This window comes from Pseudomonas sp. HMSC076A11, from assembly GCF_001810205.1.
In the GTDB taxonomy this organism is placed as follows: Bacteria; Pseudomonadota; Gammaproteobacteria; order Pseudomonadales; family Pseudomonadaceae; genus Pseudomonas; species Pseudomonas aeruginosa.
This window is the reverse complement of record NZ_KV800293.1, coordinates 1-21,428: the sequence shown is the minus strand read 5'-3', so window position 1 is coordinate 21,428 and position 21,428 is coordinate 1. Positions and strand designations below refer to the sequence as shown.

Annotated in this window: 19 protein-coding genes and 1 pseudogene; 8 read left to right on the top strand and 12 right to left on the bottom strand. The window is 68.3% G+C overall.

Going from position 1 to position 21,428, the window contains the following annotated elements; translation table 11 throughout:
• Window positions 1-77 precede the first annotated feature (77 nt).
• The gene (gene mtr / locus HMPREF2716_RS11015) at window positions 78-1,331 is read left to right on the top strand and encodes a tryptophan permease (protein ID WP_003146817.1); all 1,254 of its coding nucleotides are present in this window, start codon (window positions 78-80) and stop codon (window positions 1,329-1,331) included.
• Between the two features lie 24 nt (window positions 1,332-1,355).
• Here the strand turns inward: mtr and HMPREF2716_RS11010 are convergent, their stop codons facing one another.
• Both HMPREF2716_RS11010 and HMPREF2716_RS11005 read right to left on the bottom strand, forming a co-directional pair.
• Entirely contained in the window at window positions 1,356-2,030 is a 675-nt protein-coding gene (locus HMPREF2716_RS11010; protein ID WP_003096837.1) for a GNAT family N-acetyltransferase, read from the bottom strand.
• Between the two features lie 8 nt (window positions 2,031-2,038).
• The gene (locus tag HMPREF2716_RS11005; protein WP_070621891.1) at window positions 2,039-2,488 is read right to left on the bottom strand and encodes a GNAT family N-acetyltransferase; all 450 of its coding nucleotides are present in this window, start codon (window positions 2,486-2,488) and stop codon (window positions 2,039-2,041) included.
• 127 nt (window positions 2,489-2,615) lie between these two features.
• Here HMPREF2716_RS11005 and HMPREF2716_RS11000 point away from each other — a divergent pair, with 127 nt between their 5' ends.
• Together HMPREF2716_RS11000 and HMPREF2716_RS10995 are read left to right on the top strand one after the other, a co-directional pair.
• Window positions 2,616-4,091: a MocR-like pyridoxine biosynthesis transcription factor PdxR gene (locus HMPREF2716_RS11000; protein ID WP_003136388.1), complete on the top strand. Its 1,476-nt coding sequence runs from the start codon at window positions 2,616-2,618 to the stop codon at window positions 4,089-4,091.
• Window positions 4,092-4,127: 36 nt separating this feature from the next.
• Complete coding sequence (locus HMPREF2716_RS10995) at window positions 4,128-5,342, top strand: YeeE/YedE family protein (protein ID WP_003106317.1); 1,215 nt, start codon at window positions 4,128-4,130, stop codon at window positions 5,340-5,342.
• A 363-nt stretch (window positions 5,343-5,705) separates the two neighbouring features.
• On the opposite strand, the gene HMPREF2716_RS10990 is transcribed toward HMPREF2716_RS10995, so the two are convergent.
• The gene (locus HMPREF2716_RS10990) at window positions 5,706-7,130 is read right to left on the bottom strand and encodes an aspartate ammonia-lyase (RefSeq protein WP_070621890.1); all 1,425 of its coding nucleotides are present in this window, start codon (window positions 7,128-7,130) and stop codon (window positions 5,706-5,708) included.
• A 175-nt stretch (window positions 7,131-7,305) separates the two neighbouring features.
• Between HMPREF2716_RS10990 and HMPREF2716_RS10985 the strand changes: the two genes are divergently transcribed.
• Complete coding sequence (locus tag HMPREF2716_RS10985) at window positions 7,306-8,214, top strand: LysR substrate-binding domain-containing protein (protein ID WP_003096819.1); 909 nt, start codon at window positions 7,306-7,308, stop codon at window positions 8,212-8,214.
• A 36-nt stretch (window positions 8,215-8,250) separates the two neighbouring features.
• Here the strand turns inward: HMPREF2716_RS10985 and adhP are convergent, their stop codons facing one another.
• Window positions 8,251-9,279, bottom strand: coding sequence for an alcohol dehydrogenase AdhP (adhP, locus tag HMPREF2716_RS10980; protein WP_003096816.1), 1,029 nt, complete (start codon window positions 9,277-9,279; stop codon window positions 8,251-8,253).
• A gap of 347 nt (window positions 9,280-9,626) precedes the next feature.
• On the opposite strand from adhP, the gene purE reads away from it, so the two are divergent.
• The 4 genes from purE to HMPREF2716_RS10960 all read left to right on the top strand — a co-directional run bounded on the left by purE (window position 9,627) and on the right by HMPREF2716_RS10960 (window position 12,201).
• Window positions 9,627-10,118 carry a 5-(carboxyamino)imidazole ribonucleotide mutase gene (gene purE, locus HMPREF2716_RS10975; RefSeq protein ID WP_003106314.1) on the top strand — a complete coding sequence of 164 codons (492 nt, stop codon included), beginning with the start codon at window positions 9,627-9,629 and terminating at the stop codon, window positions 10,116-10,118.
• A gap of 30 nt (window positions 10,119-10,148) precedes the next feature.
• Window positions 10,149-11,231: a 5-(carboxyamino)imidazole ribonucleotide synthase gene (locus HMPREF2716_RS10970; protein ID WP_003117624.1), complete on the top strand. Its 1,083-nt coding sequence runs from the start codon at window positions 10,149-10,151 to the stop codon at window positions 11,229-11,231.
• Window positions 11,232-11,345: 114 nt separating this feature from the next.
• The gene (locus HMPREF2716_RS10965; protein ID WP_003096795.1) at window positions 11,346-11,591 is read left to right on the top strand and encodes a GlsB/YeaQ/YmgE family stress response membrane protein; all 246 of its coding nucleotides are present in this window, start codon (window positions 11,346-11,348) and stop codon (window positions 11,589-11,591) included.
• 61 nt (window positions 11,592-11,652) lie between these two features.
• Window positions 11,653-12,201: a DUF3299 domain-containing protein gene (locus tag HMPREF2716_RS10960; RefSeq protein WP_003106310.1), complete on the top strand. Its 549-nt coding sequence runs from the start codon at window positions 11,653-11,655 to the stop codon at window positions 12,199-12,201.
• A gap of 65 nt (window positions 12,202-12,266) precedes the next feature.
• On the opposite strand, the gene HMPREF2716_RS10955 is transcribed toward HMPREF2716_RS10960, so the two are convergent.
• The 8 genes and pseudogenes from HMPREF2716_RS10955 to glyA form a co-directional block, all read right to left on the bottom strand.
• Complete coding sequence (locus HMPREF2716_RS10955) at window positions 12,267-13,223, bottom strand: D-hexose-6-phosphate mutarotase (RefSeq protein WP_003122353.1); 957 nt, start codon at window positions 13,221-13,223, stop codon at window positions 12,267-12,269.
• 83 nt (window positions 13,224-13,306) lie between these two features.
• Entirely contained in the window at window positions 13,307-14,506 is a 1,200-nt protein-coding gene (gene fdhA / locus HMPREF2716_RS10950) for a formaldehyde dehydrogenase, glutathione-independent (protein WP_003096788.1), read from the bottom strand.
• 206 nt (window positions 14,507-14,712) lie between these two features.
• Entirely contained in the window at window positions 14,713-15,570 is an 858-nt protein-coding gene (locus tag HMPREF2716_RS10945) for a formyltetrahydrofolate deformylase (RefSeq protein ID WP_003096786.1), read from the bottom strand.
• A gap of 49 nt (window positions 15,571-15,619) precedes the next feature.
• Window positions 15,620-16,255 carry a sarcosine oxidase subunit gamma gene (soxG, locus tag HMPREF2716_RS10940; protein ID WP_003096784.1) on the bottom strand — a complete coding sequence of 212 codons (636 nt, stop codon included), beginning with the start codon at window positions 16,253-16,255 and terminating at the stop codon, window positions 15,620-15,622.
• Window positions 16,256-16,348: 93 nt separating this feature from the next.
• Complete coding sequence (locus tag HMPREF2716_RS10935) at window positions 16,349-19,366, bottom strand: sarcosine oxidase subunit alpha (protein ID WP_023518212.1); 3,018 nt, start codon at window positions 19,364-19,366, stop codon at window positions 16,349-16,351.
• The gene (locus tag HMPREF2716_RS10930) at window positions 19,363-19,683 is read right to left on the bottom strand and encodes a sarcosine oxidase subunit delta (protein ID WP_003161125.1); all 321 of its coding nucleotides are present in this window, start codon (window positions 19,681-19,683) and stop codon (window positions 19,363-19,365) included. Before HMPREF2716_RS10930 ends, HMPREF2716_RS10935 begins: the two co-directional genes overlap by 4 nt.
• A 93-nt stretch (window positions 19,684-19,776) precedes the next feature.
• Entirely contained in the window at window positions 19,777-21,027 is a 1,251-nt protein-coding gene (locus HMPREF2716_RS10925; RefSeq protein WP_003096779.1) for a sarcosine oxidase subunit beta, read from the bottom strand.
• Window positions 21,028-21,112: 85 nt separating this feature from the next.
• A pseudogene (glyA, locus tag HMPREF2716_RS10920) lies at window positions 21,113-21,428 on the bottom strand (serine hydroxymethyltransferase); the annotation flags it as partial.

Here is a 21,428-nt window from a genome sequence, read left to right as displayed (position 1 = left end):
GGCGCGCGCGCCGCCTAGAATGCCGCCTCTGCCCAACGGCGCGTCGCGCCGCAGGCGCTGACTATCGGGAAGTCCAGGTGTCGTCCTCTCCAGCTCAAACGCCCAGCCGCCGGCCCTCGCTGCTCGGCGGTTCGATGATCATCGCCGGCACCGCCGTCGGCGCCGGAATGTTCTCCCTGCCCATCGCCATGTCCGGCATCTGGTTCGGCTGGTCGGTGGCGGTGTTCCTGCTCACCTGGTTCTGCATGCTGCTGTCGGGGATGATGATCCTCGAAGCCAACCTCAACTACCCGGTGGGCTCGAGCTTCTCGACCATCACCCGCGACCTGCTCGGCCAGGGCTGGAATGTGGTCAACGGGCTGAGCATCGCCTTCGTCCTCTATATCCTCACCTATGCCTATATCTCCGGCGGCGGCTCGATCATCGGCTACACCCTGTCCAGCGGCCTCGGCGTGACCCTGCCGGAAAAGCTCGCCGGGCTGCTGTTCGCCCTGGCGGTGGCGCTGGTGGTGTGGTGGAGCACCCGCGCGGTGGACCGCATCACCACGCTGATGCTCGGCGGCATGATCATTACGTTCGGCCTCTCCATCAGCGGCCTGCTCGGGCGCATCCAGCCGGCGATCCTGTTCAACAGCGGCGAGCCGGACGCGGTCTACTGGCCCTACCTGCTGGCGACCCTGCCGTTCTGCCTGACTTCCTTCGGTTACCACGGCAACGTGCCGAGCCTGATGAAGTACTACGGCAAGGACCCGCAGCGGATCAGCCGTTCGCTGTGGATCGGCACCCTGATCGCCCTGGCCATCTACCTGCTGTGGCAGGCCAGCACCCTGGGCACCATCCCGCGCGAGCAGTTCAAGGGCATCATCGCCGGCGGCAGCAACGTCGGCACCCTGGTGGAATACCTGCACCGGATCACCGCGTCGGATTCGCTGAACGCGTTGCTCACCACCTTCTCCAACCTGGCGGTGGCCAGCTCCTTCCTCGGCGTGACCCTCGGCCTGTTCGACTACCTGGCCGACCTGTGCAAGTTCGACGACAGCCACTTCGGGCGCTTCAAGACCGCGTTGCTGACCTTCGTCCCACCGACCATCGGCGGGCTGCTGTTCCCCAACGGCTTCATCTACGCCATCGGTTTCGCCGGGCTGGCCGCGGCGTTCTGGGCGGTGATCGTTCCGGCGCTGATGGCGCGGGCCTCGCGCAAGCGCTTCGGCAGCCCGCTGTTCCGCGCCTGGGGCGGCACGCCGGCGATCGTGCTGGTGCTGCTGTTCGGCGTGGCCAACGCGGTCGCGCACATCCTGGCCAGCCTGCACTGGCTGCCGGAGTACCGTTGAGCGACCGGCAGTCCCTGCCAGGGGCTAGTCGCGCAGCGCCTCCAGCGTCTGCCGCTGGCGGCCTTCGGCGTCGAAGTTGGAAGGATCGAGCCAGCGCTCGAACGCCGCCTGTCGCGCCGGCCATTCGCTGTCGAGCAGGGAGAACCAGGCGGTGTCGCGGTTGCGCTGCTTGACCACCATGTGCTGGCGGAAGGTGCCTTCGTAGGTGAAGCCCAGGCGCTCGGCGGCGCGCATCGAACGGGCGTTGCCGGCATTGCACTTCCACTCCAGGCGGCGGTAGCCGAGGCGGCCGAGGGCGAGTTCGGCGAGCAGGTAGACCGCCTCGGTAGACCCCGGTGTGCGCTGCATAGGCGCGCCGAAGGCGATATGACCGATTTCGATGACGCCATCCTTCGGCGTGATCCGCAGGTAGCTGAGCAGGCCGACGGCGCGCTGCGTGCGCCGCTCGCGCACGGCGAAGAACAGCGGGTCGCGGCTGGCCGCCTGGCCGGCCAGCCAGGCGTCGAAAGCCGGGCGCTCGGCGAACGGGCCGTAGGCCAGGTATTCCCACAGCAACGGGTCGGCGCCAGGCCCTTGCAGGGCGTCCCACAGGTCGTCGCCATGGCGTTGCGGATCGAGCGGTTCGAGCTTGACGAAGCGGCCGTCGAGCGGGGCGTGGGGTGGAGTGGCGACGGGGCGCCAGTTCAAGGGTTCGCGCATGGTGGGCCTCAGAGAATCCTGCGGTACTGAAGGAAACCGGACTTGTCGGCGATGCGCTCGTACAGCTTCATCGCGTCGCTGTTGCTCTCGTGGGTCAGCCAGTGCACCCGCGAACAGCCAGCGGCGCCGGCCTCGGCGTAGACATGCTCGATCAGCCGGCGCCCTATGCCTTCGCCGCGCAGGCCCTCGGCGACGAACAGGTCCTGCAGGTAGCAGTAGTCGCCGACGGTCCAGCAGGAGCGGTGGTAGATCCAGTGCACCAGGCCCACGGCGCGCTCGTCGAGCCAGGCGAGGGCGGCGTTCATCGGTTCGTCGGCGTCGAGGAAGCGCTGCCGGGTGGCGTCGCTGGTAGCGGCGGCGATCTCGGTCTTGTAGAAGCGCTGGTAGCCCTCCCACAGCGGCAGCCAGGCGGCGTGGTCGCCGGCGTCGACGGGACGAATCTGCAGGGACGTGCTCATGGCTCGGTTCCATGTCCGGGTAAAGGTGCCTCCAGACTAGGCCGGGAAATGGTCCGCTAGAAGATCCATTGCTGGTCAATTCCACAGGTCCAATCCACACTGGCGCTTTCTTCCCTCCGAGACCGCCATGGCCACCGTACTGCCCTTCGACGCCGCCGGCATCCACCTCGACCCCGCCCAGGGCCTGGCCCGCCAGCTCTACGCCGCGCTGCGCGAACGGATCCTCGACGGCCGCCTCGGCAGCCGCACGCGGATGCCCGCCAGCCGCGAGCTGGCCCAGGCCCTGAAGGTCTCGCGCAACACCGTGGTGCGGGCCTATGAACAGTTGCACGCCGAGGGCTATATCGACGGGCGCACAGGCGACGGCACCTACGTTGCCGAGTTGCAGGAAATCCCAGGCAGGGCCCCCGCCGTCGCCCCGAGCGCTCCCGCGCCGCGCGGCCCGGCGGCCCTGGCGCCGCCACCGGAAGGCGCGCCGCGAGCGTTCCGCGTCGGCGTGCCGGCCTTCGACCTGTTCCCCTTCGACACCTGGGCGCGGCTACAGGCGCGCTTCTGGCGCAACCCGCCGGCGGACTGCCTGGGCTACGGCGACCCGGCCGGCGAGGCGCGCCTGCGCGAGCTGATCGCCGCCTACCTGCGCAGCGCGCGCGGCCTGCGCTGCGAGGCGGAACAGGTGATCGTCACCCATGGCGCGCAGCAGGCCATCCGCCTGTGCGCCCAGGTGTTGCTCGAGAACGGCGATCCGGTGGCTGTGGAAAACCCTGGCTACCGCGCGGCGCGCCTGGCCTTCGCCGCGACCGGCGCGGTACCGCACGGGATCGACCTCGACGCCGAGGGGCTGCGCAGCGACCGGCTCGCGGGCATTGCCGGCTGCCGCCTGGCCTATGTCACGCCGTCGCACCAGTACCCCACCGGCGTCACCCTGTCGCTGGCGCGGCGCCTGGAGCTGCTGGAGTGGGCCGAGCGCGCCGACGGTTGGATCGTCGAGGACGACTACGACGGCGAGTATCGCTACAGCGGTACGCCGCTGGCGCCGCTGGCCGCGCTGGACCGACAGGGCCGGGTGCTCTACGTCGGGACCTTCTGCAAGATCGCCTTCCCGGCGTTGCGCCTGGGCTACCTGGTGGTCCCGCCGGCGCTGGTCGAGCGCTTCCGCCAGCGGCGGGCCATCGAGGTACGCCATTCGGAGGTGGGCACCCAGCGGGTCATGGCCGACTTCATCGCCGAGGGGCATTTCCAGCGCCACGTCCGCCGCATGCGCCGCGCCGCCCGCGCCCGCCGCGACGCCTTGCTGCGGGGCTGGCCAGAGGCGCCGGGTTGCCAGCCGTTGCCGGCGGTGGAGGCGGGGCTGCACCTGTGCGTGCGGGTCGACAGCCTGGCGCGCGAGCGGGCCCTGATCGCCGCGGCGGCAGCCGCCGGGGTGGAAGTCAGCGCCTTGAGCGACTACTGGATGGACGACTCCAGCGTTGCGCCAGACGACCGCGCGGGCCTGGTGCTGGGCTTCGCGGCAGTACCCGAGGCGCGTATCGATGAGGCGCTGCGGGCGTTGCGCAAGGCCTGGCGGCGGGAGGCCCTGGTTGGACCCGTCGTCGCGACTGACTAGAATGCCCCCGGATCACCCTCGCGCCCAGGAGTAGCCATGAGTGTCGCCCTTTCCGCCGCGCCCGAGCGCAAGCTCGCCGCCCCCCTGATCGCCTTCGCCCTGCTGGTGCTCGGCGGGCTGTTCCTGTTCAACGCGGTCAGCGCGCGCCAGGCCATCCTCTTCATCGTCGGCGGCGCCCTGGGCCTGACCCTCTACCACGCCGCCTTCGGCTTCACCTCCGCCTGGCGGGTATTCATCCGCGAACGGCGCGGCGCCGGGCTGCGCGCGCAGATGGTGATGCTGGCGCTGGCGGTGCTGCTGTTCTTCCCGGCGCTGGCGGCGGGCAGCCTGTTCGGCCAGCCGGTGAGCGGTTTCGTCTCGCCGGTCGGTACTTCGGTGATCGTCGGCGCCTTCATTTTCGGCATCGGCATGCAACTGGGCGGCGGCTGCGCCTCCGGCACCCTGTTCACCGTCGGCGGCGGCAACGCGCGGATGCTGGTGACCCTGCTGTTCTTCATCCTCGGCTCGCTGATCGCCACCCAGCATGTCGGCTGGTGGTTCGCCCTGCCGTCGCTGCCGCCGATCTCGCTGGTCGCCGAACTGGGCCTGGCACCGGCGCTGGTGTTGAGCCTGGCGGTGTTCATCGGCATCGCCGGGGTCACGGTACGCATGGAGAAGGCCCGCCACGGCACCCTGGAAACCCCGCCGAGCGCCGAATGGCGGGGTTGGCGGCGCTTCCTCCGCGGCCCCTGGCCGCTGGTCTGGGGCGCGTTGGCGCTGGCGCTGCTCAACTTCCTCACCCTGTACCTCGCCGGACGCCCCTGGGGCATCACGTCGGCCTTCGCCCTGTGGGGCGCGAAGATCGCCCAGGGCGTGGGCCTGGACGTCGGCGCCTGGGCCTTCTGGCAGACGCCGGCGAACGCCAAGGCGCTGGCCGCGCCGCTGTGGGAAGACATCACCAGCGTGATGGACATCGGCATCGTCCTCGGCGCGCTGCTCGCCGCCGGCCTGGCCGGACGCTTCGCGCCGAACCTGGACATCCCGCGCCGTTCGCTGGCGGCGGCGGTGATCGGCGGGCTGCTGCTCGGCTACGGCGCGCGCCTGGCCTATGGCTGCAACATCGGCGCGTATTTCAGCGGGATCGCGTCCGGCAGCCTGCATGGCTGGTTGTGGTTGGTGGCGGCGTTTGCCGGCAACAGCGTCGGGGTACGGGTATTGAGGCCCTATTTCTTCCCGGAGGAGCGGCGGGAGCAAGGGTTGACGGGGTGTTGAGAGGGGATATGCCTTCGTAGGACGTATGACGCGGACGTTATCCACAGGTGAGCGCAGCCACACAACACCTCGGCAACGGGGAAGATCTGCGGGCCGTCTTGAGCGGTGAAAAAAAGAAGGGACACCGCAGGTCGCCGTGCCCCTCAGAGTGTAGAGAGGGAAAGTTGGTATCCCTCTCGACCGGTGAGCGTGGCGCCGCGGCTGGGCCGGGGCGCCGGGTATAAAAGAAGGGATGAAGGGTATCCATCCCTAAAGGTCGAGGGGGTAGTACTCCCCCTCTACCGGTGAGCCTTCTTCGATCGGCTGCGCTGCGGCCCGGCTGCGTCGATAGCCGGACCTGGGCGCGCTCGATCTCGTATCGGATCAGGCGCGCAGTGGAATCAGGCGCGGCGCGATCATGTTTTCCGGCAGCAGGATGTCGGCCAGGGTGGCTTCGTCCAGCAGCTTTTCCTCGCGTACCAGTTCCAGTACGCCGCGGCCGCTCTCAAGGGCGGTCTTGGCGATCCGCGTGGAGTTCTCGTAGCCGATGTACGGGTTCAGCGCGGTGACCAGGCCGATGCTGTGCTCGACCAGTTCGTGGCAGCGCTCGACGTTGGCGGTGATGCCGGTGATGCAGTGTTCGCGGAGCATGTCCATGGCGCGTTGCAGCAGGCGGATCGAGTCGAAGATCTTGTAGGCGATCAGCGGCTCCATCACGTTCAGTTGCAACTGGCCGCCTTCGGCCGCCAGGGTCAGGGCGAGGTCGTTGCCGATCACTTCGAAGGCGACCTGGTTGACCGCTTCCGGGATCACCGGGTTGACCTTGCCCGGCATGATCGAACTGCCCGGCTGGCGCGGCGGCAGGTTGATCTCGTTGATGCCGGGGCGCGGGCCGCTGGAGAGCAGGCGCAGGTCGTTGCAGATCTTCGACAGCTTGACCGCGGTGCGCTTGAGCATGCCGGAGAACAGCACGAAGGCGCCCATGTCGGAGGTGGCTTCGATCAGGTCGGCGGCCGGCTTCAGCGGCTGCCCGCTGATGGCGGCCAGGCGCTCGACGGCGAGCTTCTGGTAGCCGGGGTCGGCGTTGATGCCGGTGCCGATGGCGGTGCCACCGAGGTTCACTTCGGTGAGCAGCTCCGGCGCCAGGCGACGCAGGCGGTCGAGGTCTTCGCCGAGGGTGGTGGCGAAAGCGTGGAATTCCTGGCCGAGGGTCATCGGCACGGCGTCCTGCAACTGGGGGCGGCCCATCTTCAGTACGCCGGCGAATTCGACGCCCTTGGCGGCGAAGGCCTGGATCAGGCTGTCGAGGCTGGCCAGCAGGGTGTCGTGGCCGAGCAGCAGGCCCAGGCGGATGGCGGTCGGGTAGGCGTCGTTGGTCGACTGCGCCATGTTCACATCGTTGTTCGGGTGCAGGTACTTGTACTCACCCTTGGTGTGGCCCATGGCTTCCAGCGCGATGTTCGCGATCACTTCGTTCGCGTTCATGTTGGTGGAGGTGCCGGCGCCGCCCTGGATCATGTCCACCACGAACTGCTCGTGGAAATCGCCGCGGATCAGGCGGGCGCAGGCCTCGCTGATGGCGGCGTGCTTGTCTTCCGGGAGATGGCCGAGCTGACGGTTGGCGTCGGCGGCGGCCTGCTTGACCATGGCCAGGGCAACGACCAGCTTCGGGTAGTGCGACAGCGGCACCCCGGAGAGGCGGAAGTTGTTCACGGCGCGCAGGGTCTGGATGCCGTAGTAGGCGTCAGCGGGCACTTCGAGGGTGCCGAGCAGGTCTTTCTCGATACGGGAAGATGCAACGGGGGACATGACGGGATTTGTCTCAGAGGGACACGGCCAGTGCCGCGATGCCCACTAGACTAAGGATGTGACGATTTCGTGGCCAATGCTGTTAAACGCTGCCTCATGCACAAACGGCATAATGTTGGATGTGACGCTGGTATGATGGCGGACGTGTCATCGCATTACCGGAGCCTTTCCCGTCGTGAACCTCGAACTGAAGTGGCTGGAGGATTTCATCGCCCTGGCCGGCACCCGCAGCTTTTCCCAGGCGGCGGAGAAACGCTTCGTCACCCAGCCGGCCTTCAGCCGGCGCATTCGCAGCCTGGAGGACGCCCTCGGCCTGACCCTGGTGAATCGCCAGCGCACGCCGGTGGAACTGACCGAGGCCGGGCAGCTGTTCCTGGTCACCGCGCGCAGCGTGGTCGAGCAGCTCGGCCAGGTGGTGCGCCACCTGCACCACCTGGAAGGCGGGCAGGGCGAGGTGCTGCAGTTCGCCGCCGCCCACTCGCTGGCGCTGGGCTTCTTCCCGCAGTGGATCGCGCGGCTGCGCAACGAGGGGCTGAACATCGCCAGCCGGCTGATCGCCACCAACGTCGGCGAGGCGGTGCATTCCCTGCGCGAGGGTAGCTGCGACCTGATGCTGGCGTTCTACGACCCTGACGCCGCGTTGCAGATGGACCCGGAGATCTTCCCCTCGCTGCACCTGGGGCGCACCGAGATGCTGCCGGTTTGCGCGGTGAACGCCGAGGGCCAGCCGCTGTTCGACCTGGAGAACGGCCAGAGCGTGCCGCTGCTCGCCTACAGCGCCAGCGCCTTCCTCGGCCGCGGGGTCAACCTGCTGCTGCGCCAGCGCAACCTGCGCTACACCACGGTCTACGAGACGGCGATGGCCGACAGCCTGAAGAGCATGGCGCTGCAAGGCATGGGCGTGGCCTGGGTGCCACGGCTGAGCGTGGTCAACGAACTGGAGCGCGGTGAGCTGGCGATCTGTGGCGGGCCGCAATGGTTCGTGCCGCAGGAAATCCGCCTGTACCGCTGCGCGCTGGTACGCAAGGCGGCGATCCGCCTGCTCTGGCGCAAGCTGGAAGGCGGGCTGGGCAGCGTCGAGTAGACAGGCAAGGGCGGCGCCGGGACGCCGCCCCGCAGGTCACATCTCGAGGACGATGCGCCCCTCGATCTGCCCGGCGCGCATCTGGTCGAGGATCTGGTTGATGTCGTCCAGCTTGCCCGGATGGATGGTCGCCTTGACCAGGCCTTCGCCGGCAAAGTCGAGGGCTTCCTGAAGGTCCGCGCGGGTGCCGACGATGGAGCCGGCGATGTGCAGGCCCTTGAGCACCACGTCGAAGATCGGCGTCGGGAAGTCACCCGGCGGCAGGCCGACCAGGGCGATGGTGCCGCCGCGGCGCGCCATGCCGATGGCCTGGCCGAAGGCGCTGTTGGATACCGCGGTGACCAGCACCCCGTGGGCGCCGCCGATGTCGCGCTGGAGCACCTCCACCGGGTCTTCCTGCCGGGCGTTGACCGTCAGGCTGGCACCGAGCTTGCGCGCCAGTTCCAGCTTGGCGTCGTCGATGTCGATGGCGGCGACGTGCAGGCCCATGGCCCTGGCGTACTGCACGGCGACGTGGCCGAGGCCACCGATGCCGGAGATCGCCACCCACTGGCCGGGGCGCGCGTTGGTCTGCTTGAGCCCCTTGTAGACGGTGACGCCGGCGCAGAGGATCGGCGCGATTTCAGCGAATTCGACGTTTTTCGGCAGAATTCCGACGTAGTTCGGGTCGGCCAATACGTATTCGGCATAGCCGCCGTTCACCGAGTAGCCGGTGTTCTGCTGGCTCTCGCAGAGGGTCTCCCAGCCGGTCAGGCAGTGCTCGCAGCAGCCGCAGGCGGTGTACAGCCAGGGGATGCCGACCCGGTCGCCTTCCTTCACCCGGGTCACTCCGCTGCCCACCGCGGCGACGTAGCCGACGCCTTCGTGACCGGGAATGAACGGCAACGGCGGCTTCACCGGCCAGTCGCCCTCGGCGGCGTGCAGGTCGGTGTGGCAGACGCCGGAGGCTTCGATCTTCACCAGTACCTGCCCGGGGCCGGGCAGCGGAACCTTGACTTCCTCGATCCGCAGCGGCGCGCCGTAGGCGTGCACGACCGCGGCTTTCATGGTCTGTGGCAGGGTCATGGTCATCTCCTTGGACGGGGCTGAGCGCCTGTCGCGGCGCCTTTGACGGGCACCGCGACAGGCTGCGGAACCGGCGCGGCCGCCGCTCCCTCGGAGCGCGCCGCGACAACCAGTCTGGCCGCTCGTGGCAGGCGCGCATTGAGTTGCGGCAAGTTTCCCGCCATGGCGCGAAAAAACGGGACGGACGGTAGCCCCCGGCGCGCGCCCGGCCTGCCTTTGCGGTATACTGCGCCGCCTTCGAACCGGCACTGCCCGCCGGCTCGGCCCAGTACAAGCCACGCCCCTCGACGAAGCGTGGCTTGTTGGTTTCTGACGCGCCGGACGGCGCATTTGAGAGAGGCACGACGATGAGCGCACTGGTTGGCGTGATCATGGGTTCCAAATCGGACTGGAGCACCCTCAGTCACACCGCGGACATGCTGGACAAGCTGGGCATCCCCTACGAAGTGAAGGTGGTTTCCGCCCACCGCACCCCGGACCTGCTCTTCCAGTACGCCGAGGAAGCCGAAGGCCGCGGCCTCGAAGTGATCATCGCCGGCGCTGGCGGCGCCGCCCACCTGCCGGGCATGTGCGCGGCCAAGACCCACCTGCCGGTACTCGGCGTGCCGGTACAGTCGTCGATGCTGTCGGGTGTCGACTCGCTGCTCTCCATCGTGCAGATGCCCGCCGGCGTACCGGTCGCCACCCTGGCCATCGGCAAGGCCGGCGCGGTCAACGCGGCGCTGCTCTCGGCGAGCATCCTCGGCGCCAAGCACCCGCAGTACCACGAGGCGCTGAAGCAGTTCCGCGCCAACCAGACCGAAACCGTGCTGGACAATCCCGACCCGCGCGATGCGTGAGACAGGCTCTGAGAAGGTAAGGCTCGAACCATGAAAATCGGTGTCATCGGTGGCGGCCAGCTGGGCCGCATGCTGGCCCTGGCGGGAACCCCGCTGGGCATGAACTTCGCTTTCCTCGACCCGGCGCCGGACGCCTGCGCGGCCTCCCTGGGCGAGCACATCCGCGCCGACTACGGCGACCAGGAGCACCTGCGGCAACTGGCCGACGAGGTCGACCTGGTGACCTTCGAGTTCGAGAGCGTGCCGGCGGAAACCGTGGCCTTCCTCTCCCAGTTCGTGCCGGTCTACCCGAACGCCGAGTCGCTGCGCATCGCCCGCGACCGCTGGTTCGAGAAGTCGATGTTCAAGGACCTCGGCATTCCCACTCCGGACTTCGCCGACGTCCAGTCCCAGGCCGACCTCGATGCCGCCGCAGCCGCCATCGGCCTGCCGGCGGTGCTCAAGACCCGCACCCTGGGCTACGACGGCAAGGGCCAGAAGGTCCTGCGCCAGCCGGCCGACGTGCAGGGCGCGTTCGCCGAACTGGGCAGCGTGCCGTGCATCCTCGAGGGCTTCGTGCCGTTCACCGGGGAAGTCTCGCTGGTGGCGGTGCGCGCTCGCGATGGGGAGACGCGTTTCTACCCGCTGGTGCACAACACCCACGACAGCGGCATCCTCAAGCTCTCCGTGGCCAGCAGCGCGCATCCGTTGCAGGCGCTGGCCGAGGACTACGTCGGCCGTGTGCTGGCCCGGCTCGACTACGTCGGCGTGCTGGCCTTCGAGTTCTTCGAGGTGGACGGCGGCCTGAAGGCCAACGAGATCGCCCCGCGCGTGCACAACTCCGGGCACTGGACCATCGAAGGCGCCGAGTGCAGCCAGTTCGAGAACCACCTGCGCGCCGTCGCCGGCCTGCCGCTGGGCTCGACCGCCAAGGTCGGCGAGAGCGCGATGCTCAATTTCATCGGCGCGGTGCCCCCGGTGGCTCAGGTGGTCGCCGTCGCCGACTGCCACCTGCATCACTACGGCAAGGCCTTCAAGAACGGCCGCAAGGTTGGCCATGCCACCCTGCGCTGTGCCGACCGGGCGACGCTGCAGGCGCGCATCGCCGAGGTCGAGGCGCTGATCGAGGCGTGAGCGATTGCCGTCCGCCCATCCTTGGGTTGGCGGGCGGCACTGAACCCAAGGCTTTTCTACACTGTCCCATGGCAGGCGCAATACATGCGCATACACCCGTAAGGAGGGACTGTCATGGGATTAATCGGAACCATCATCGTCGGACTGATCGTTGGTCTCGTTGCACGCTTTCTGAAGCCAGGTGACGACAGCATGGGCTGGATCATGACCATCCTGCTCGGCATCGGCGGTTCGCTGCTGGCCACCTACGGCGGCCAGGCGATCGGCTTCTACCAGGCCGGTCAGGCGGCCGGTTTCATCGGCGCGGTGGTCGGCGCCGTCGTACTGCTGGTCATTTACGGCCTGATCAAGAAGAATTGATGGCTCTGGCCGGCCCCCGCGGGGGCCGGCGTTTCCTCACTTCGCCGGTATTCCCGCCATCATGCGCCGCTTCCCGTTCGCCCGCCTGTTGCTGCTCGCCCTGTTGTCCTCACCCCTGGCCCACGCCGAACTGCCCGAGACCGACTGGCTGGAACTGATGCCGCCGGCCGACCGCAAGGCGCTGGAAGAAATGCCCGACATCATCCACGACACCCCGGAGGCCGCCGGCACCTTCACCAGCAAGGGGGGCCTGAAGCAGTCGGACCGAAAGATGCCGGCGGTGATGTATTCGGCCAAGACCGTCGCCAGCCTGGATGGCAAGGCGATCCGCCTCGGCGGCTACCCGGTGCCGCTGGAGAACGACGCCAAGGGCCGCGTCACCGAATTCTTCCTGGTGCCCTATCCGGGCGCCTGCATCCACGTGCCGCCGCCGCCGCCGAACCAGATCGTCCTGGTGCATTATCCACAGGGGCTGAAGCTGACCGATATCTACACCCCGCTGTGGGTCAGCGGCACGCTGAAGATCGAGCAGGTGAGCAATGACCTGGCCGATGCCGCCTACGCCATCGACAAGGCGCGGGTGAAGGTGGTGGAGGAAGCGGACCTGTAGGGCCGGCACCTGCGCAACGGCCTATGGCGGACGACGCGAGCCGCCCCGTCCGCTCGCCGTCCCGCTCAGGGCCGTTTCAGCGGCTCGCTCCAGATCTGCACGCCAAAGCTTTCGCTGCGCCCGGGGGCGACCACCATGAGGTCGTCCCAGACCCGCCCGGTCTCGATGCAGAGCATCTGCTGCCAGGCGTCGTCGGCGAACTGTGAGAGACGCCGGGACTTGTCCACCCAGGGGTTCCAGACCACCGCCGAGCGCGAGTCGAGGGCGTGCAGGTGGATGCTGCGTTCCCAGCGCGGGTCCTTGATCAGCAGGTCGCGTTCGAGACCGAGGTAGATGCGATCCAGTTCGCCCTTGACCCGTACCGCGCCGTGCTGAGTGCGTTCTTCCCAGTTCTCCAGGGTCTCGATGTAGCGCGCGCCTTCCAGGCCCTCGATGGCGATCTCGCGGCTGTCGCTGACCGCGAAGTAGGTGTGCAGTGCCTGGCTGAGCACCAGCGGCTTGCTGCCGAGGTTCTCGCTGGTGAGTCGCAGGGTCAGGCGCTCGCCGAAGCGGAACAGCATGCGCAGCGCCGCCGGGTGCGGCCAGCCGGGGAGGCCATCGGGGGCGTCGAGGCGGAAGCTGACGCAGAGGTCGCCGTCCTCCTCGGCGATGTCGTCGATTTCCCAGTCGACTGCCCGGACCAGCCCGTGGGCGGGCGCCTTCAGGCCATCTTCCACCTGGCCGCGGACTTCCTGCGGGTTGCGCTCCAGCGGACCGAACCACGGCCAGCACACCGGCACCCCGCCGCGTACCGACTGCCCGCGCCGGTAGCCGGCCTCGTCGCTGAGCCAGACCAGCGGCGGCTGTTCGTGGGGCTGGTAGCTGAGCAGTTGCGCGCCCTGCTGGGCGATCAGCGCCTCGCCATGGGCGGTGTGGATGCGCCAGCAGGCCAGGTCGTCGACCTGTACCTGTTCGACGCGGTTGATCGGGCTATCGGTGTTCATGGCGGTCTCCGGGAGGCGAATGGATGGCAGCAGTATCACCGATCCATTTTATCGCCGGCAGTTCCCCCGGATAGCGCCAACGACGACGCGGCCCGTGGGCCGCGTCGGTTGTTGCCGGAGGTTCAGGCCGCGCGGAACAGGTTGTGTGGGTCGATGACGAATTTCTTCGGCACCCCGGCGTCGAACTCGCCATAGCCTTTCGGCGCATCGTCGAGGGTGATGACTTCCACCCCGACGATGTCGGCGATCTTGATCCGGTCCCACATGATCGCCTGCATCAGCTGGCGGTTGTACTTCATCACCGGGGTCTGGCCGGTATGGAAGCTGTGCGACTTGGCCCAGCCCAGGCCGAAGCGGATGCTCAGGGCGCCGTGCTTGGCGGCCGCGTCCACCGCGCCCGGGTCTTCGGTGACGTACAGGCCGGGAATGCCGATCTTGCCGGCGACCCGGGTGATGCCCATCAGCGAGTTGAGCACGGTGGCCGGGGCTTCCTGCTGCGAGCCCGAATGGCCGTGGCCGCGCGCCTCGAAACCGACCGCATCGACCGCGCAGTCGACCTCCGGCTCGCCCAGCAGAGCGGCGATCTGTTCGTGCAGCGGGGTGTCCTTGGACAGGTCGGCGATCTCGAAGCCCTGTTTCTTGGCGTGGGCCAGGCGGGTCGGGTTGACGTCGCCGACGATCACCACCGCCGCGCCGAGCAGGCGTGCCGAGGCCGCCGCGGCCAGGCCGACCGGACCGGCGCCGGCGATGTAGACCGTGCTGCCCGGGCCGACGCCGGCGGTGACCGCGCCGTGGTAGCCGGTGGGGAGGATGTCCGAAAGGCAGGTCAGGTCGCGGATCTTCTCCATCGCCGCTTCGCGGTTGGGCAGTTTCAGCAGGTTGAAGTCGGCGTAGGGCACCAGCACGTATTCGGCCTGGCCGCCGACCCAGCCACCCATGTCGACGTAGCCGTAGGCGCCGCCGGCACGCGCCGGATTGACCGTCAGGCAGACGCCGGTGTGCTGTTCCTTGCAGGTACGGCAATGGCCGCAGGCGACGTTGAACGGTACCGAGACCAGGTCGCCGATCTTCATGGTTTCCACGCCACGCCCGATCTCCACCACCTCGCCGGTGATCTCGTGGCCCAGCACCAGGCCTTCCGGCGCGGTGGTGCGGCCGCGCACCATGTGCTGGTCGGAGCCGCAGATGTTGGTGGAGACCACCCGCAGGATCACCCCGTGGTCGATCTGCCGGCCCTGCGGGTCCTGCATCTTCGGATAGGGAATGTTCTGCACCTCGACCTTGCCCGGGCCGAGATAGACCACACCACGATTGCCAGACATACGCGTTTCCTCTTTGTCGTTGTGGGTACAAATGCGCGGCGTCCACGGCCGCGCGGCTTTGCACTGGAAAGTCGTCTGTTGCGCGACAGGGCCGGAGAATGCTGGCAGCCGGCGGGCTGTCGGTGTTGCTCGGGTCGCGAGGCCGTGGGAAGCGCCCCTCTCCCTGGCGCTCTTCCTTCAGCGAGGGTTGGGAAGAGAGGGCGCGCTTACAGCACCACGGTCCGATTGGCGTTGAGGAATACCCTCCGCTCGATGTGGTAGCCCACCGCCCGCGCCAGGGTCAGGCACTCGATGTCGCGGCCCTTGGCGATCAGGTCCTCGGGGTAGTGGGCGTGGTCGACCGTCTCGACGCCCTGGGCGATGATCGGCCCTTCGTCGAGGTCGTTGTTGATGTAGTGGGCGGTGGCGCCGACCAGCTTCACGCCCTTCTGGTAGGCCTGGTGGTACGGCTTGGCGCCCTTGAAGCCGGGCAGCAGGGAGTGATGGATGTTGATCGCCCAGCCGTCCAGGCGCCGGCACAGTTCCGGCGACAGCACCTGCATGTAGCGAGCGAGGATCACCAGCTCGGCGCCACTCTCTTCGAGCACCTGCCAGACCCTGGCTTCCTGGGCCGGCTTGTCGTTCGGGTCGAGCGGGAAGTGGTGGTAGGGAATGCCGTGCCAGCGCGCCAGCGGCTCCAGGTCCGGGTGATTGGAAATCACCGCCACCACGTCCATCGGCAACTGGCCGATGCGCTGGCGGTAGAGCAGGTCGTTCAGGCAGTGGTCGGCCTTGGAAACCATGATCGCCACCTGGCTGCGGTAGCCCGGCGCGGTCAGCTCGGTACGCATGCCGAACGGTGCCACCCGTTCGGCCAGTCCGGCGCGGAAGGAGGCTTCGTCGAAGCCGTCGCCGGCGCGGAACTCCACGCGGATGAAGAAGCGTTGCGCCAGGCGGTCGTCGAACGAGTGGTGCTCGGTGACGTAGCAGCGCTGCTCGAAGAGGTAGCGCGTCACCACGTCGACGGTGCCCAGCAGGCTGGGACTGTCGGCGGTGAGGATCCAGGTGTCGGGGGTACGGCTCATCGCGAGGCTCCGGGTCCGGTATCCCCTCTCGGGGAGAGGGGAAGGCTGCTCATGCCGCTACCTGCAGGCCGTATTCGGCGCTGGCGTCCTGCAACCAGAGCCAGAAGTAGTCGGCGAAGCTGCGGCGCACGACCAGCTCCCAGGTGTCCTCGCCGGTATGGCGGATCACGCATTGCGACTTGGCGAAGATGCTGCCGACCGCCTTGCCCACCGGGAAGTTGCTCGGATGCACGTCGTAGCTGGTGGATTTCATCAGCAGTTCGCGGACGTTCGCTCCGCTCAGTTCGAGCAGCGTCTGCCCGCCGCTGACGTTGACCACCGCGTAGTGCAGCTCCTCGCCCAGGGCCTGGCGCAGGCGCTGTTCGACGGCGTATTCCTCGCCGCCGGGGACGATCAGCAACCATTCGTCCGGGGCCAGCCATTGCAGCGAGGTCTCGCCGCTGGCGACCAGGGTCAGGGCCACCGGCAGTTCCAGGCCGAGGGCCTGGTGCACGGCGGCGGCGAAGGCCGGGTCGGCGGCATCGCCGCGCAGCACCAGGTGGCCGAGCAGCTTCTTCTCGCGCAGGACGATACCGGCCTTCGCGGCGGTCTTGCCGGCGAGCTTGTGCAGCTCGGCATGGTGCAGCGGCGATTCGGCGTGGACGCCGGGTTCGGGGCGTTGCTGGTAGACGTTTGCCTTGCTCATTCGTTTTCACCTTGGGGCGCCGAGCGCCCTGGTAGCCTGTCTGCCTTCTCCCTTCGGGAAGAGGGCCGGGGAGAGGAGCGCATCCCTCTCCGGTCAATCCACGTTCTGCCGCTCCCCTTTGGGGTCGTAGAACACCGAGGAGCAGATCTCCGCCTCGATGAAGCGGCCGTCCGCCAGCGGCGCGTAGATCTTCTGGCCCATGCGCTTGAGGCCGCCTTTCACCACCGCCAGGGCGAAGCCGTGGCCGAGGCTGGCGCTCATGTAGCTGGAGGTGACGTGGCCGACCATCTTCATCGGGATCGCCTGCTGGGTGTCGAACACCAGTTGCGCGCCTTCGGGCAGTACCTCCTGCGGGTTGCTCGGCCTGAGTCCGACCAGTTGCTTGCGATCCTCGCGCAGGCAGTCGGCGCGGTTCATGCCGCGCCAGCCGATCCAGGAGAACGGCTTGCTGCGGCCCACCGCCCAGCCCATGTTGAGATCGTCCGGGGTGACCGAGGCATCGGTGTCCTGGCCGACGATGATGAAGCCCTTCTCGGCGCGCAGGACGTGCATGGTCTCGGTGCCGTAGGGCGTCAGGCCGTACTTCGCACCGTGCTCGGCGAGCGCTTCGAGCACGCCCATGGCGTAGTCGGCCTGGACGTTCACCTCGTAGCTCAGCTCGCCGGTGAAGGAGATGCGGAACACCCGCGCCGGCACCCCGGCGACCTTGCCTTCCTTCCAGGTCATGAAGGGGAAGGCATCCTTGTCCAGGTCGATGTCGGTGACTTCGGCGAGCAGCTTGCGGCTGTTCGGGCCGGACAGGGTGAGGGTCGCGTAGTGGTCGGTGACCGAGGTGAAGTACACCTTCAGCTCCGGCCATTCGGTCTGGTGGTACAGCTCCAGCCACTCCAGTACGCGGGCGGCGCCGCCGGTGGTGGTGGTCATGACGAAGTGGTTGTCGGCCAGGCAGGCGGTCACGCCGTCGTCGAAGACCATCCCGTCTTCCTTGCACATCAGGCCGTAGCGCGCCTTGCCGACGTCGAGCTTGGTCCAGGCGTTGGTGTAGACCCGGTTGAGGAACTCCCGCGCGTCCGGGCCCTGGATGTCGATCTTGCCCAGGGTCGAGGCGTCGAGCAGGCCGACCGCCTCGCGCACCGCGCGGCATTCGCGGGCCACGGCGGCGTGCATGTCCTCGCCGCGGCGCGGGAAGTACCACGGCCGCTTCCACTGGCCGACGTCCTCGAACTCGGCGCCGTTCTTCACGTGCCAGGCGTGCAGGGCGGTGAAACGCACCGGTTCGAACAGGTGCCCGCAGTGGCGGCCGGCGACGGCGCCGAAGGTCACCGGGGTGTAGTTCGGACGGAACATGGTGGTGCCGGTGTCGGCGATGCTCTTGCCCTGGGCCCGCGCGGCGATCGCCAGGCCGTTGATGTTGCCCAGCTTGCCCTGGTCGGTGCCGAAGCCCAGCGCGGTGTAGCGCTTGACGTGCTCGATGGACTCGAAGCCCTCGCGGCAGGCCAGTTCGATGGCGGCGGCGGTGACGTCGTTCTGCGGATCGACGAACTGCTTCGGTGCGCGTGCCGTGGGCTTCTCGTGGGGCACCTGGAACAGCGCGACGGGTGCTTCCTCGCGGCGCGGCTGGACCTTCGGCAGGCTGCCGGCGGCGGTCTTGTAGCCGGCGTCGAGGGCGGCGCGGCTCCCGGCCTGGTAGCCGTCGGCGAGCACCTCGGCGAGCCCGAACACGCCGTTCACGGCGCCGGCGCAGATGCGCTTCTGCAGGCCTTCGCCGGGGACGAAGGCGAGGATTTCCTCGCGCCATTCCGGCTTGCCGCCCAGGTGCGAGGCCAGGTGCACGACCGGGCTGTAGCCGCCGGAGCTGGCGATCAGGTCGCAGTCCAGCCATTCGCCGCCGCTGGCGCGCATGGCCTGCAGGTCGATCCGGGCGACCTTGGCGCCGCTGACCCGCTTGCCGCCGCGAGCCTCGATCACCGAACTGCCGGTGATCACCCGCATACCGCGTTGGCGTGCTTCCTCGACCCACTCGCCGCGCGGATTGGCCCTGGCGTCGGCGATGGCCACCACTTGCAGGCCGGCTTCCTGCCAGTCGAGGGCGACGCGGTAGGCGTAGTCGTTGTTGGTGGCCAGCACCAGTTTCTTGCCCGGTGCCACGCCGTAGCGCCGTACATAGGTGGAAACCGCGCCGGCGAGCATGTTGCCGGGCAGGTCGTTGTTGCCGTAGACCAGCGGCCGCTCATGGGCGCCGGCGGCCAGTACCACGCGCTTGGCGCGTACGCGGTGCACGCGCTGGCGGACCTGGCCGAGCGGGGCGACCTCGCCGAGGTGGTCGGTGCGCCGCTCGTGGATGGTGAGGAAGTTGTGGTCGTGGTAGCCGTTGACCGTGGAGCGCGGTAGCAGGATGACTTCCGGCAGGCCTTGCAGCTCGGCCACGGCGTCCGCGACCCACTCGGCGGCGGGCTTGCCGTCGAGGGTCTCGCGGGTGTCCAGCAGGCTGCCGCCGAACTCTTCCTGCTCGTCGGCGAGAATCACCCGCGCGCCGCTGCGAGCGGCGGCGAGGGCGGCGGCCAGGCCGGCCGGGCCGCCGCCGACCACCAGCACGTCGCAGTGGTGGTTCATCCAGTCGTAGCTGTCCGGATCGACCTCGGTCGGCGCGCGGCCCAGGCCGGCGGCCTTGCGGATGTACTTCTCGTAGGTCATCCACATCGACTGCGGGTACATGAAGGTCTTGTAGTAGAAACCGGGCGGCATCAGCTTGCCGCCGACCTTGCCGAAGATTCCCATCAGGTCGTTCTGCACGTTCGGCCAGCCGTTGGTACTGGTGGCCACCAGGCCGCCGTAGAGGGCCTGCTGGGTGGCGCGTACGTTGGGGATCTGAGTGGCTTCGCGGGAGCCGATCTGCAGGATCGCGTTGGGCTCCTCGGCGCCGGCGGCGACGATGCCGCGCGCCCGCGAGTACTTGAAGCTGCGGCCGACGATGTCGACGCCGTTGGCCAGCAGCGCGGCGGCCAGGGTGTCGCCGGCATAGCCCTGGTAGTGCTGGCCGTTGAAGCTGAAGGTCAGCGGGCGGTTGCGGTCGATGCGGCCGCCGCTGGACAGGCGATTGATCTGGCTCATGCCGGTTCCCCTTGTACGGCGGCTTTCTTCTCACCGTCGGCGACGACGCTGGGCTGCTCGCCGATCAGGTAGGTCTCGAGGATCTCGTAGGTCACCGTATGTCGGGTGACGTTGAAGTACTTGCGGCAGCCGGCGGCGTGCACCCACAGCTCGTGATGGAGGCCGCGCGGGTTGTCGCGGAAGAACATGTAGTCGCCCCATTCCTCGTCGCTGCAGGCGTTCGGGTCGAGCGGGCGCGGGATGTGGGCCTGACCCTTGGCGTGGAATTCCTCTTCGGAACGCAGTTCGCCGCAGTGGGGGCAGAAGATATTCAGCATTTTGTAGCCTCCGGAAACTGTTCTTGCCGGTTGACCGGCACCCTCTCCCTGAAGGGCGAGGGGCAGCGGATTTCGCCCTGCGGGCGGCTTTTGTCAGTGCGCCACTGCCGCCGCGCCGTGCTCGTCGATCAGCGCACCGCTGTGGAAGCGTTCGATGGAGAAGGGCGCGGCCAACGGATGCGGTTCGCCCTTGGCCAGGGTGGCGGCGAAGACGTTTCCGGAGCCGGGAGTGGCCTTGAAGCCGCCGGTGCCCCAGCCGCAGTTGAAGAACAGGTTCTGCACCGGAGTCTTGCCGATGATCGGGCAGGCGTCCGGGGTGGTGTCGACGATGCCGCCCCATTGGCGGTTCATGCGTACCCGCGAGAGCACCGGGAACATCTCGACGATGGCTTGCAGGGTGTGCTCGATCACCGGGTAAGAGCCGCGCTGGCCGTAGCCGTTGTAGCCGTCGATGCCGGCGCCGATGACCAGGTCGCCCTTGTCCGACTGGCTGATGTAGCCATGCACGGCGTTGGACATGATCACGCTGTCGATGATCGGCTTCAGTGGCTCGGAGACCAGCGCCTGCAACGGGTGCGACTCCAGCGGCAGGCGGAAGCCGGCGAGCCTGGCCATGTGCCCGGAGTTGCCGGCGGTGACCACTCCGACACGGCGCGCGCCGATGAAGCCGCGGTTGGTCTCGACGCCGATCACCGCGCCGTCCTGCTTGCGGAAGCCGGTGACTTCGGTCTGCTGGATCAGGTCCACGCCGAGGGCATCGGCGGCGCGGGCGAAGCCCCAGGCCACCGCGTCATGGCGGGCGACGCCGCCGCGACGCTGGATGGTCGCGCCCATGATCGGGTAGCGGGTGTTCTTGCTGCAGTCCAGGTAGGGAATCTCCTCCGCCACCTGCTGCGCGTTCAACAATTCGCCGTCGACGCCGTTGAGGCGGTTGGCGCTGACCCGGCGCTCGCCGTCGCGCATGTCCTGGAGGGTGTGGCAGAGGTTGTAGACCCCGCGCTGGGAGAACATCACGTTGTAGTTGAGGTCCTGGGACAGGCCCTCCCACAGCTTCATCGCGTGTTCGTAGAGCAGCGCGGACTCGTCCCACAGGTAGTTGGAGCGCACGATGGTGGTGTTGCGCGCGGTGTTGCCGCCGCCCAGCCAACCTTTCTCGACTACCGCCACGTTGCTGATGCCGTGTTCCTTGGCCAGGTAGTAGGCGGTGGCCAGGCCGTGCCCGCCGCCGCCGACGATGACCACGTCGTAGACCGGCTTCGGCGTGGGCGTGCGCCACATGCGTTGCCAGTTCTCGTGATGGCTCAGTGAATGCTTTAACAGGCCGAAGCCGGAGTAGCGTTGCATGTGGATGCTCCTGAACTGTTGCTCCCTCTCCCGCGGAGAGGGTTGGGCCGGGGCGCGTCGGGCTCCCCGACCGTCTTCGGGGGGCTCAGCGATAGACCGGGAAGTCCGCGCAGAGACCGGCGACCTGGGTGGCGACCTTGGCCTCCACGTCGGCATCGCCGAGGTGGTCGAGGATGTCGCAGATCCAGCCAGCCAGTTCGCGGCTCTGCGCTTCCTGCAGCCCGCGGGTGGTGATGGCCGGGGTGCCGATGCGGATGCCGGAGGTGACGAACGGGCTCTGCGGATCGTTCGGCACGGCGTTCTTGTTCACCGTGATGCCGACCCGGCCGAGGGCGGCGTCGGCTTCCTTGCCGGTCAGGCCCTGGCGCACCAGGCTGATCAGCATCAGGTGGTTGTCGGTG